The sequence below is a fragment of the Micromonospora deserti genome, assembly GCF_003236335.1.
Classification (GTDB): Bacteria; Actinomycetota; Actinomycetes; order Mycobacteriales; family Micromonosporaceae; genus Micromonospora; species Micromonospora deserti.
Genome location: NZ_POUB01000190.1, coordinates 1 through 11,930 on the forward strand (window position 1 = coordinate 1; position 11,930 = coordinate 11,930).

At 73.1% G+C, this 11,930-nt stretch carries 8 protein-coding genes; 4 read left to right on the top strand and 4 right to left on the bottom strand.

Annotated elements, in window-relative coordinates; all coding sequences use genetic code 11:
- Window positions 1–319: 319 nt before the first annotated feature.
- The 3 genes from C1I99_RS22565 to C1I99_RS22575 form a co-directional block, all read right to left on the bottom strand.
- Window positions 320–1,378, bottom strand: a complete 1,059-nt coding sequence (locus C1I99_RS22565) for a LacI family DNA-binding transcriptional regulator (protein ID WP_233512653.1) — start codon at window positions 1,376–1,378, stop codon at window positions 320–322.
- Entirely contained in the window at window positions 1,375–3,834 is a 2,460-nt protein-coding gene (locus C1I99_RS22570) for a beta-glucosidase family protein (protein WP_111136215.1), read from the bottom strand. The genes C1I99_RS22565 and C1I99_RS22570 overlap by 4 nt, the downstream gene beginning before the upstream one ends.
- Window positions 3,835–4,062: 228 nt before the next feature.
- Entirely contained in the window at window positions 4,063–5,283 is a 1,221-nt protein-coding gene (locus C1I99_RS22575) for an ROK family transcriptional regulator (RefSeq protein ID WP_111136216.1), read from the bottom strand.
- Between the two features lie 212 nt (window positions 5,284–5,495).
- Here C1I99_RS22575 and C1I99_RS22580 point away from each other — a divergent pair, with 212 nt between their 5' ends.
- From C1I99_RS22580 to C1I99_RS22590, 3 genes are all read left to right on the top strand, one after another.
- On the top strand, window positions 5,496–7,163 hold the full coding sequence (locus tag C1I99_RS22580; RefSeq protein WP_111136217.1) for an extracellular solute-binding protein: 1,668 nt from the start codon (window positions 5,496–5,498) through the stop codon (window positions 7,161–7,163).
- Window positions 7,160–8,182 (top strand): ABC transporter permease, encoded by a 1,023-nt coding sequence (locus tag C1I99_RS22585; protein WP_111136218.1) that lies wholly within the window; start codon window positions 7,160–7,162, stop codon window positions 8,180–8,182. The genes C1I99_RS22580 and C1I99_RS22585 overlap by 4 nt, the downstream gene beginning before the upstream one ends.
- A gap of 104 nt (window positions 8,183–8,286) precedes the next feature.
- Entirely contained in the window at window positions 8,287–9,150 is an 864-nt protein-coding gene (locus C1I99_RS22590; protein WP_233512654.1) for a carbohydrate ABC transporter permease, read from the top strand.
- Window positions 9,151–9,192: 42 nt separating this feature from the next.
- On the opposite strand, the gene C1I99_RS22595 is transcribed toward C1I99_RS22590, so the two are convergent.
- Window positions 9,193–11,532 carry a TIM-barrel domain-containing protein gene (locus tag C1I99_RS22595; protein WP_111136220.1) on the bottom strand — a complete coding sequence of 780 codons (2,340 nt, stop codon included), beginning with the start codon at window positions 11,530–11,532 and terminating at the stop codon, window positions 9,193–9,195.
- A 159-nt stretch (window positions 11,533–11,691) separates the two neighbouring features.
- Here C1I99_RS22595 and C1I99_RS22600 point away from each other — a divergent pair.
- Window positions 11,692–11,930, top strand: a 239-nt coding sequence (locus C1I99_RS22600) for a beta-galactosidase (protein WP_199562351.1), incomplete at its 3' end; no start/stop codon positions are given.

An 11,930-nucleotide genomic window follows, 5' to 3' on the forward strand; every position in this document is an offset into this window, starting at 1 on the left:
AGTCTACTGCGGCCCCGGCCGCCGCCTGGCCGCGCCGGCCGCGCGGTCAGGCGACCCCGCCGTCCGGCCGGGCGAACGTCACCTCCACCGGCGACCCGGCCCCGGCAGGTCACCCCGGGTAGGACCCCGGCGGCCAGGCCGGGTAGGACGGCCGGGAACGGCCGGAGCACCCCGGGCGGGACCGCCGATGACGCGTTCCGCGTGCGGCCGGCCGTACACCATGATCCCGTACTCGTCGTTGCCGGACAGGAGGGCGTCCTCCCAGCGGGTGGCGGGGGTGGTGTCCCCGACGCGGTGGACGGACGCGGGCATCACGCCGTCACCGCCGCGACCCCGCCGCCCGGGTGGGCGCGGCGGTGCTGTCGCGCACCGTCAGCCGGGGTTCGAGCAGCGTGACCTCCGGCACCGACTCGTCGCGCAGTTTGCGCATCAGCAGCGAGACGGCCTGCGTCCCGATCTCCTCGGCGGGGACCGGCACCGACGTGAGCATCGGGCTGGCCTGTTCGGCGAACTGGTCCGGGCAGACGGCGACCACCGACACGTCCTGCGGCACCCGCCGGCCCAGGGCGGGCAGCGTGGCCAGCACCGGGTCGACCGCGGCCTCGTTCTGCACGACCAGCCCCGACAGGTCCGGGTGGCGGTCCAGCAGGTCGGCCAGGGTCCGGCGGACGGCCGCCGCGCCCTCCTCGCAGGGCAGGGTCACCGGCTCGACGTTGTGCCAGGTGGCGGCCTCGACGACGCCGGCCCGAGTGCGGTGCGCGAAGCCGGTGCCCCGGTCGTAGACCGCCGCGGGGGCGCCGAGCAGGGCGATCCGCCGGTGCCCGAGCTCGGCCAGGTGCTCGACGCAGGCCCGGCCGGCCCGGTGGAAGTCGAGGTCCACACAGGTCAGACCGGTGGCGTCGGCGGGCAGGCCGATCAGCACGCTGGGCCGGGTCAGCTCCCGCAGCAGGGGCACCCGTGGGTCGTCCAGCTCCACGTCCATCACCAGGACGCCGTCGACCAGGGCGCTGGCGGCGACGCGACGCAGGCCGGCCGGTCCCTCGTCGGAGGTGACCAGCAGGACGTCGTGGTCGAACCGGCGCGCGGTGGTCACCACGGCCATGGCGAACTGCATCACCACGGGCACCTGCATCCCCGCTCGCAGGGGCAGGACCAGCGCGATGACGTTGGCCCGCCGGCTGGCCAGGGCCCGCGCGCCGGCGTTCGGGTGGTAGCCGAGCAACCGGATGCTGGCCAGCACCCGGTTGCGGGTGACCTCGGAGATCGCGCGCTTGCCGCTGAGGACGTACGACACGGTGCTGACCGCGACCCCGGCGTGCCGGGCCACGTCGGCGATGGTGGGCTGATCGGGCGCCGGGCGCCGGCGCGGCACGGTCACCGCCGTTCTCCCGCGGCCGGCACCGCCGTCCGTCCACCGGGCGCGGCCGACCCGCCGTGCGCGGTGAGGGTGCCGACCAGCCGGATGTCCCGCGCGGAACGCCCCACCAGGACGGTGTGCGCGGCGTCCTCCACCACGTGCCGGCCCCGGGTCTCGTCCCACCAACCCAGCTCGGCGGTGCGCAGCCGCAGCCGGACCATCCGCCGCTGCCCGGGTGCCAGGGTGATCCGGGCGAAGTCGCGCAGCTGGCGCAGGGGCTGCTTGACGGCGGAGCGCCGTTGCCGGGTGTAGAGCTGCACGACCTCCTCGCCGGGGCGGGTGCCGGTGTTGGTGACCTCGACGCTCACCTCGACCTCCTCGCCGGTGGTCACGGCCACCGCGCTCATCCGGAGATCAGCGTAGTCGAAGCGGGTGTAGCTGAGCCCATGCCCGAACGGGTACAGCGGGTCGCCCCGGTAGTACAGGTACGTCGCGTCGGACCCGATCACGTCGTAGTCGAGCAGGTCGGGCAGCTCCGCGGCGTCGGTGTACCAGGTCTGGGTGAGCCGGCCACCGGGCTCGGCGTCGCCCAGGAGCACGTCGCTCAGCGCGGCCCCGTGCTCCTGGCCGCCGTGCGCCGACCAGAGCACCGCCGGCAGCCGCTGCTCGGCCCAGCCGATCGCGTACGGGTAGCTGCTGGTCACCACCAGCACGGTGCGCGGGTTGGCCGCGTGCACCGCCCGCAGCAGCGCCTCCTGCCCGGCCGGCAGCGCCAGGTCGACCCGGTCCTCGGTCTCGCGTCCGTTGACCATCGGGTGGTTGCCGAGTGTCACCACCGCCACGTCGGCGGCGGCGGCCAGGGCGGCGGCCTCGGCGGCCCCGTCGGCGACCAGGTCGACGGTGAACCCGGTCGCCGCCTGCGCGGTCGGCGCGTCCGCACGCAGCCGTCCGTCCGCGTCGACGGCGACGTACCGGTCGGAGGCGAGGTGGTGCAGCAGCACCGCGCCGTCGGGGCCAGGGTGGAACCGGAAGGTCTCCCGGACCACCCAGCCACCCGGTCCCGGGCGGTCGTTGGCGAGCCCCCCGGTCTCGTCGGCCCCCACGTGCCGGTCGTTGGCCACGGCGCGCAGCGCGACCACGTCGCGTCCCCAGTCGAAGACGTCGAACGCGGTGGCGTCGGCGCCGACGGTCAGCGGGCCGCCGTCGGGTGTGTCCGGGCAGCTGACGTACCGGTCGCCGACGCGCAGGACGATCCGGTCCGCCCCCGGGTGGGTGGTCACCGTGCTCAGCCGCCGGGCCAGGCCCTCGTACGCGGTGACCGCGTAGGGCAGGGTGCCGCTGTACCAGTCCTCGTGGACGGTGTCGGCCAGCGGGCCGAGCACGGCCACCCGCAGCCGCGGGTCGGGGGTGAGCGGGAGCAGCCCGTCGTTGCGCAGCAGCACGATCGACTGGCGGGTGGCCTCCCGGGCCAGGTCCCGGTGCGCGGGGCGGTCGACGACGTCCGGCGTGACCTCGGCCCAGGGGTCCTCGTGCGGCGGGTCCAGATCGCCGAGCCGGGCCCGGACGGTGAGGATCCGCCGGACTGCGCGGTCCACGTCGGACACGGTGACCAGGCCCCGGTCCAGGGCCTCGGTCAGCCGCCGGACGGTCGGGGCGCTGTCGGTGTCGTCCTCGGTGAAGCTGTCGATCCCGGCGCGCAGGGCCGCGGCGAAGCCGCTGACGTGGTCGGGCAGGTGCGCCTGGACCCCGGCGATGTTGGTCACCGCGCCGGCGTCCCCGACGACCAGCAGCTCGCCGGGCGCCCATCGGCGCAGCTCCTGCGCGATGAGCGGGCTCAGGTGCGCCGGTACTCCGTTGACCAGGTTGTAGGAGGCCATCACGGCGACGGCCGCGCCGGCGGCGACCGGGGCGCGGAAGGCGGGCAGCTCGTACTCGTGCAGCACCCGGGGGGACAGGTCACTGGAGGTGGTGGCCCGGTCGGTCTCGTTGTTGTAGCCCAGGAAGTGCTTGACCGTCGGCGCGGTGCGCAGCCGGTCGGGGTGGTCGCCGCGCAGGCCCTCGGCGTACGCGGTGGCGAGCCGCCCGGTCAGCCAGGGGTCCTCGGACCAGCCTTCCTCGTTGCGTCCCCAGCGGGGGTCGCGCAGCGGGTTGACCACCGGGGCCCAGACGTTGAGGCCGACCCGGTCGGGGTCGGCGTGGTGCTTGGCGCGGACCTCGTCGCCGACGGCGGCGCCGACGGCCCGCACCAGCTCGGGGTTCCAGCTGCTGGCGAGCCCGATCGCCTGCGGGAAGACGGTGGCCAAGCCCAGCCACGCCACCCCGTGCAGCGCCTCGGTGCCGGTGCGGAACGGGGGCAGGCCGAGCCGGGGCACGGGTGCCTGCCACTGGTGCAGCAGCCCGATCTTCTCCGGCAGGGTGAGCCGGTCCATCAGGTCGTCGACGAGGACTTCCGGGGACGGGGCGGTGCGGTCGGTCATGGTCGGTCGCCTTCCGTGGGCTCGCCGGGTGCCCGACGGCGCGTCGAAGCGCTTCGACGACCGTCGTGACGAGCGGCATCGCGGTGGTGGCGGTCGTCGGCCCGGACGCGGTGAAGCGCTTCGACGACTGCGGAAAAACAAGCCGCCCCGGGGTGCCCGGACGGTGGAGCGGCGTTTCGAGGTTGGCACCCCCGCGCCGATCCGGTCAAGGGCCGGACGCGCCGGTCGTCATCGCGTCGGGAGTCGACCCGCCTCGACGGTGGCGAGGGCGGCGGTCGCGCCACCGAGCGCGGTCGCCGTCGATCCGAGCGTGGAGGCGTCCAACCGGCACCCGCCGGCCTGCGGGGCGAGGGTCCGGGCGGCGAGTTCCGCCCGGGCCGCCGGCAGCACCCAGGAACCCAGGGCCGCGAGGTGGCCGCCCACCACCACCGCCTCGGGGTTGAGCAGGTTGGCCAGGAGGGAGACCCCGTGTCCGAGGTGGCGGCCGACCTCGGCCAGTCCGGTCCGTACGCCCGGGTCGTCCTGGCGGGCCAGAGCCTGGATCCGGTCGAGTTCCGGCAGGAAGTCGGTGACGGGTCCGTCCTGTTCGGAGTCGGGCAGGAGCCGGCGGACCACCGCGGGCAGCCCGATCAGCGCCGACAGGCAGCCACGCCCGCCGCAGGCGCAGGCGGGGCCGGCCGGGTCGAGCGTCACGTGCCCGAACTCGCCGGCGAAGCCCCGGGCGCCGCGCAGCAACCGGCCCCCGGTGACCACCCCGGCGCCGACCGCGGCGCCACCGGTCAGGTGGACCAGGTCGGCTGTCCCGGCGTACGCCCCGTGGCGGTGTTCGGCCAGGACGGCGAGGTTGGCGTCGGTGTCGACGCCGACGGTGAAGCCCGGGTCGCGAAGCGCGGCGCGCAGTTCGGCGGCGAGGGTGACGTCCTGCCAGCCCAGGGCGGTGGCCAGCGGCACGGCGCCGGCCGGGTCGACCAGCCCGGGCACGCCGACGGTGAGCCCCAGCACGGTGCGGCCCTGGCCGGTGACCCGTCCGATCGCCCGGCGGGCCAGGGTGGCCAGCGCGCGGATCGTCTCGCCGGGGGAGGCCGAGGGCGCGGCGAAGGCCCGTCGCCAGGTGAGTAGCCGGCTCCCGCCCAGGTCGACGGCGACCACCACCAGCTCGTCGACGCCGATCTGCAGGCCCAGCGCGGCGTACGGCTCCCCGTCGAGGACGAGCATGGTGGCCGGGCGGCCCACCCGGTTCTCGGTCAGCCCGGTCTCGCGCAGCAGCCGCCGCTCGATCAGCTCGGTGACCAGGCTGGAGACGGTGGCCTTGTTGAGGCCGGTGTGCGCGGCGATGTCGGCCCGGGAGCAGGGCGCGTGCTGGCGGACGTGCCGCAGCACCAAGGCCCGGTTGGCCACCCGGACGTCGCCGAGGTCGGTCGGCTGCGGTTGGTGGTGGATGCTGATCACGATCTGCCCGCTTCCTGCCCCGACGGTGCGCGATCCGGTGGTGCCGCGCGTTCATCATCGCGTACCGGGGCGGGCGGGTCGGTCCCGACCGGCCGCGTCCCTGTCTTGTGGGACGGATCACCGTCGATTAGTTTGTTCGGCTAGAAACCCAACTAATCCTAGCCGGGCGCTGCTGCTCCGCAACCCGCTACCGATGACGAAGGGAGTGCGCCGTGACGCCGTCCCTGCCAGGCGCATCCACCGACCGCCGGACCCTGCTGCGCCTGCTCGGCCTCGGCACCGCCGCGACGATCGGCGGCGCCACCCTGGCCGGTTGCAGCAAGGAAGCCGGCAGCAAGGGCACCGCCACCCAGGCCGACGCGATCCGCGCCGTGCTACCCACCTACAAGCCCGCCGAGCTGCTTAAGCCGGACATTCCGGGAGAGGGGCCGATCCCGGACGGCTACCTCAGCTACCCCCGGCAGCTCGCCGACGCCATCACCGAGCAACCCGGCCGGGGCGGTCCCCCGATCAACACCATGAGCCCCTGGTGGGGACCCGCCCCGCCGACGCTGGGCCGCAACTCCTACCTGGCGGCGGTCAACGCCAAGCTCGGCGTCGAGGTGAACCCGAGCCTGCAGGACGGAGTCACCTACGCCGACAAGCTCAACGCCATGTTGGGCGCCCGCGACGTGCCGGACCTGCTCTGCGTGCCCAACTGGGAGGTCGACAAGGTCGCCCGGTTCTCCGACGCGGTCAAGGCGCTCTTCGAGGACCTCACCGACCACCTCAAGGGCGACGCGGCCGCCAAGTACCCGTACCTGGCCGCGCTGCCCACCGGCGCCTGGGAGTACTCGGTGTGGGGTGGGCGGCTCTACGCCGTGCCGTTCCCCACCGACGGGCCGTTCGCCTTGGCCCTGTTCCACCGCAAGGACCTGCTCGACAGCGCCGGCCTGTCGACCCCGACCTCACCGGAGGAGTTGCACGAGTTCGGCCGCAAGGCGACCGACCCGGCCAAGGGGGTGTGGGCCTTCGGCAGCGTCTTCGACATGGTCCAGCAGTTCTTCGGCTGCCAGCAGCACTGGCGCAAGAAGCCCGACGGGGGCCTGGAGCACAAGTTCGAGAACCCCGCCTTCCTGGCCGCGCTGGAGTTCACCGCGAAGCTCTTCGCCGAAGGGCTGGTGCACCCCGACACCGTGGCCAGCAAGGGCGCCGACGAGAAGCAACTGTTCAAGTCCGGCAAGATCCTGATGTTCCAGGACGGGCTCGGCGCCTGGCAGGGCATGCAGGGCGAGCGGGTCAAGGAGCTACCAAGCTTCAACATGCAGCCGCTGCCGATCTTCGGTGTGAACGGCGCGCCGGCGGTCATCTGGGGCAGCGAGAAGCCGGTCTTCTACACCTTCGTCAAGAAGGGACTCGGCGTCGAGCGCGTCGACGAGCTGCTGCGGGTGCTCAACTGGTGCGCCGCCCCGTTCGGCAGCCGCGAGTTCGAGCTGCGCGAGTACGGCGTGGAGGGCCAGCACTTCACCCGGGCGGCCGACGGCAGCCCCGTCCCCACCGAGCTGGGCCGCAAGGAGATGGGGGCGCAGTACACCCACATCGGCGGCCGGGTCCCGGTGAAGGTGAAGAGCGGCGACACCCCCGACTACGTGGCGGACTACCTGGGCTACTACCAGAAGAACATCGGGCTGATGGAGAAGGACCTCTTCGCCGGAATCAAGCTGGAGTTGCCGGCCAACTGGTCGAAGATCATCCAGCCCACCGAGGACAAGATCCGGGACATCCTCCGGGGCCGCCGACCGGTCAGCGACCTGGAGCAGGTCAAGAAGGAGTTCTTCGCCTCCGGCGGCGAGGAGGGGCGCGCGTTCCACGAGAAGGCGCTCGCCGACAACGGCCGATGAGCGGCCGGGGCGCCGCCGGTGCGTCCAGCGCACCGGCGGCGGCCGACCAGCGTCCGCCCGCCGGCCGTCCACCGGTCGACCGGCGGCCCCGGCACAGCCTGCGGGACCGGCTGCGCCGGGACTGGCCGCTGCTGGCGATGACCGCGCCCGCAGCGGCACTGCTGCTGGTCTTCCACTACCTACCGACCCTGGGCAACGTGATCGCCTTCCAGGACTACAACCCCTTCGTCGGCGACGACCCCATCGAGGCGTTCCTCTACAGCGAATGGATCGGCTTCGGCAACTTCGAGGCGCTGTTCCGCGACCCGCTGTTCTGGGACGCGGTCCGCAACACCCTGACCATCACCGCGTTCCAGCTGGTCTTCTTCTTCCCGCTGCCGATCATGCTGGCGATCCTGCTCAACAGCCTGGTCTCCGGGCGGGTCCGGGGCTTCGTGCAGAGCGTGGTCTACCTGCCGCACTTCTTCAGTTGGGTGCTGGTGGTCACGTTCTTCGTGCAGATGCTCGGCGGGGCCGGACTGCTGGCCCAGGAGATGCGTCAGGCCGGCCTGCAGCCCTGGGACATCATGACGAACCCGGACACCTTCATCGTGCTGGTCACCGCCGAGGCGGTGTGGAAGGACATCGGCTGGGGGGCCATCGTCTTCCTGGCCGCGCTCGCCGCCATCGACCAGAACCTCTACGAGGCGGCGGCCGCCGACGGGGCCAACCGGTGGCGGCGGCTGTGGCACATCACCCTGCCGGGACTGCGCCCGGTGATCGTGCTGCTGCTCATCATGCGGCTGGGCGACGCGCTCTCGGTCGGCTTCGAGCAGTTCATCCTGCAACGGGAAGCGGTCGGGCGGGAGGCCGCGGAGGTGCTCGACACGTTCGTCTACTACCAGGCGATCAGCACCCAGCAGTGGGGGCTCGGCGCCGCCGCCGGGCTGTTCAAGGCCGCCGTCGGGCTGGTCCTCATCCTCGCCGCCAACCACGTGGCACACCGACTCGGCGAGCAGGGGGTGTACTCGAAGTCATGACCGCACAACTCAGTGGCGCCGGGCCGGCGCCGGCGCGGTCGGGGGCGCACCCGCCACCGGTGCGGCGGCGGTCACGGCGCCCCGCCTGGGAGGAGCCGCCCTCGGTGCCGGGCACCCTGGCCAAGGGCGCCGTGCTCACGGCGCTCGTCGCGGCCGTGCTCGTGCCGCTGTGGGCGGTGCTGGTGACCAGCCTCGCCTCGCGGAAGACGATCGACGCGGCCGGCGGGATGGTGATGGTGCCCCGCGAGATCGACCCGTCGGCGTACATCACCATCTTCAGCGGCGGGCAGATCACCCAGGCGGTGTGGATCAGCACCCTGGTCACCGTGCTGGGCACGACGGTGAGCCTCGTGCTCACCGTGCTGGCCGCGTACGGGCTGTCCCGGCCGGGGTCGGTGGGGCACCGGGGGCTGCTCTTCTTCTTCCTGCTGACCTTCCTGATCTTCCCGGGGCTGGTGCCCAGCTACCTGGTGGTCACCGGCCTCGGGCTCAAGGACAGCATCTGGTCGCTGATCCTGCCGAGCGCGATCAGCGTGTTCAACCTGGTGGTGATCCGGGCATTCTTCATGAACGTCCCCGGTGAGCTGCTCGACAGCGCCCGCATCGACGGCGCGGGGGAGTTCCACATCCTGGTGCGCATCATGCTGCCGCTGTCGAAGGCGGTGGTGGCCGTGGTGGGCCTCTTCTACGCCGTCGGCTACTGGAACGCCTACTTCAACGCGGTGCTCTACATCGACGACAACGACAAGTTCCCGATCCAGCGGGTGTTGCAGAGCTACATCCTGGCCGGGCAGTCACCGAACGTCTCCGGCGCCGCGGTCAGCCTGCCCGGCGTCACCGCGTACCCGCCGACGCTGGCGGTCAAGATGGCGGTGGTGGTGGTGACCGTCGTCCCGGCGGTGATCGTCTACCCGTTCGTACAGCGGCACTTCACCAAGGGTGTGATCACCGGCGCGGTGAAGGGCTGAGTGGTCGGCGCCCGGCCCGGTCGGGCCGGGCGCCGACCACCGTCAGGCGCGGTCGGGGAACCACCGCTCGAAGGGCGCGGGGGTCATCGGTTCGCCGTTGAGCAGCAGCCGGGCCGGGGCGTCCGCGCCGGCGACGCTGACGTGCGCCACCCGCAGCGGGCCGTCGGTCTCCACCCGCAGGGCGTCGCCGTCGCGTACCGCCCGCACGACCGTGTCGCCGTCGACGTCGTGCACCACCGTCTGGGCGTCGACTCCGCCCCAGCTGACGAGGGTGACGTCGCGGAACGGCCCGTCGCCGACCGTGTCGCCCGGCGCGACGACCGGGACGAGCGCGCCGTGGCGGACGTAAAGCGGCAGCCGGTCCAGCGGCGTGGTGACCCGCAGATGCCGCCCGCCGGGGTGCCGCTCGCCGGTGGCAACGTCGACCCAGTCGTCCCCGGCCGGCAGGTAGACGTCCCGCCGCCCGGAGGGGTCGGCGACCGGGGCGACCAGCAGGTCGGTGCCGAGGCGGTACTGCAGGTCCGTCGTCCAGGCGGTCGGGTCGTCCGGGGTGTCGACCAGCAGCGCGCGCATCATCGGTGCCCCGGTGCGGGCCGACGAGACCGCCGCCGACCAGAGGTACGGCATCAGCCGGTAGCGCAGCCGCAGCGCGGCCACCGCGTCCCGCTCGGTCTCGGCGGGAAAGTCCCACGGCAGCCGGCTGGTGGTGCCGTGCAGGCGGACCAGCGGTGACAGGGCCCCGAACTGGGTCCAGCGGACGTAGAGATCCGGGGCCGGGGTGCCGTTGAAGCCGCCCGTGTCGTGGCTCCAGAACGGCACGCCGGACAGCCCGTGCGACAGCCCGCCGCGCAGCGTGCTGGCCAGCCCCGGCCAGGTGGCGTTGACGTCGCCGCTCCACTGCGCGCTGTGTCGCTGGCCACCCAGGTACGACGAGCGGGCCCACACGGTGCGGTGGCCGGCCACCTCCTGCGTCACCCCGGCGACGACGTCGTTGAACAGCAGCGCGTACACGTTGTGCAGCTCGACGCCGGTCATCCCGTTGTGCGCGACGGCGTCGGCGGGCACGCCCTCGGCGAAGTCGGTCTTGAACACCGCCACCCCCTGCTCCAGCAGGGGGCGCAGCAGCCCGGTGAACCACTCGACGGCGGCCGGGTTGGTGAAGTCCACGATGGCGCTCGGCGGGTGGCTACCGTGCCAGACGTCGGCGACGTACGTCGTGCCGTCGGGGCGGCGCAGGAAGTGGCCGGCCTCGGCCGCCGCGGCGTAGAGCGGGCTGTCGGTCATCAGGTAGGGGTTCATCCAGAGGCAGACCCGGAATCCCTGGTCGGCCAGCGTCCGCAGCATGCTCGCCGGGTCGGGGAACGCCGTGGCGTCCCAGCGCAGGTCCGACCAGCAGCCGGCGACCTGCCAGTAGCAGTCCAGGTGCAGCACGTCGCAGGGGATGCCCCGCTCGCGGATCTGGCGGGCCCGCTCGAGCACCCGCTCCTGCGAGTCGGGGAAGAATCCCGACGAGACCCAGGCGCCGAACGCCCACTTCGGCGGCAGGTACGGGCGGCTGGTGAGTCGGTCGAACCGGTCGAGCACCTCGGTCGGCGTCGGACCGGCCAGCACGTAGTAGTCGATGAGGTCGTCGGGCACCAGGATCTGCACGCTGCTGTGGGTGGACTGGCAGACGTCGAACTGCACCGGCAACCCGCTGTCGACCAGCACGCCGTAGCCACGGTCGGACAGGTAGAACGGCACGGTCTTGTGGGAGCGGTCAGACTCGCCGCCGAAGGCGTCGAAATTCCACATCAACGCCCGCTGCCCCCGCTTGTCCAGCGGGGTGAACTTCTCCCCGAAGCCGACGAAGCGCTCGTCGCCGGGGGCGACGAAGCTCTCGTGCCAGGCGACACCCACGCCGTCGACGGTGGAGCGGCCGAACGGCAGGCTGCGCCGGCGGCCGCTGATGTCCCGGGTGCCCGGGTCCTGGGCGAGCAGCAGCCGCCCGTCCGGGCCGACGAACCGCAGGTGCCACGGGTCCAGCCGGATCTGCGCGACCACCGCGCCGGCGTCGACGTGGACGTAAACGTCGTCGACGGTGACCACCGCGGGGTGGCTGCCGGGGTGGACCAGGGGCAGGGCCCGGGCCGATCGGCTGCGGGCCTGCGGGTCCTCGGCCAGGCGTACCCGGATCACCCCGTCGCCGGCGGCCTCGACGCGCACCACCATCGTCGCGCCGTCGGACATGGCGGCCTTGAACGTCACCCCGTGCGGGTCGGTCGTGACGACCTCGGCCCGGCCGACGACGGTGGCCCCGTCCTCGCCGGGGGCGGGCACCGGCAGGTCGGGCGGGTCGGCCACGAACGTCTCGTACGGGACCAACGGCGGTCGGTACGGCATGGGGATCTCCTCCAGGTGGTTCCGACGGTCCCGCCAGTTTCTTTGGCATCCCAACTAACTGTCAACGACGATGGTCACTGGATCTCTCACGAATGGGCGTTGACAAGCGAAAACGTTCTCCATACTTTGGACGCCTCCCCAACAAATTGGTGGTGGGCGATGTGGGCTGACGGCCGGCTCCGCTACGGCGGCGACTACAACCCGGAGCAGTGGCGGCCGGAGGTGTGGCGGGAGGACGTGGCGCTCATGCGCCGCGCCCGGGTCAACCTGGTCACCGTCGGCGTGTTCGCCTGGTCGCGGCTCGAACCCGAGCCCGGCCGGTACACCTTCGACTGGCTGGACCAGGTGCTGGACCTGCTGCACGGCAACGGCATCCGGGTCGCCCTCGCCACCCCGAC

Bases quoted from the DNA above. Each gene is read 5' to 3' on its own strand.
- C1I99_RS22570 (WP_111136215.1), bottom strand. From the start codon at position 3,834: ATGACCGACCGCACCGCCCCGTCCCCGGAAGTCCTCGTCGACGACCTG.
- C1I99_RS22595 (WP_111136220.1), bottom strand. From the start codon at position 11,532: ATGCCGTACCGACCGCCGTTGGTCCCGTACGAGACGTTCGTGGCCGAC.
- C1I99_RS22585 (WP_111136218.1), top strand. From the start codon at position 7,160: ATGAGCGGCCGGGGCGCCGCCGGTGCGTCCAGCGCACCGGCGGCGGCC.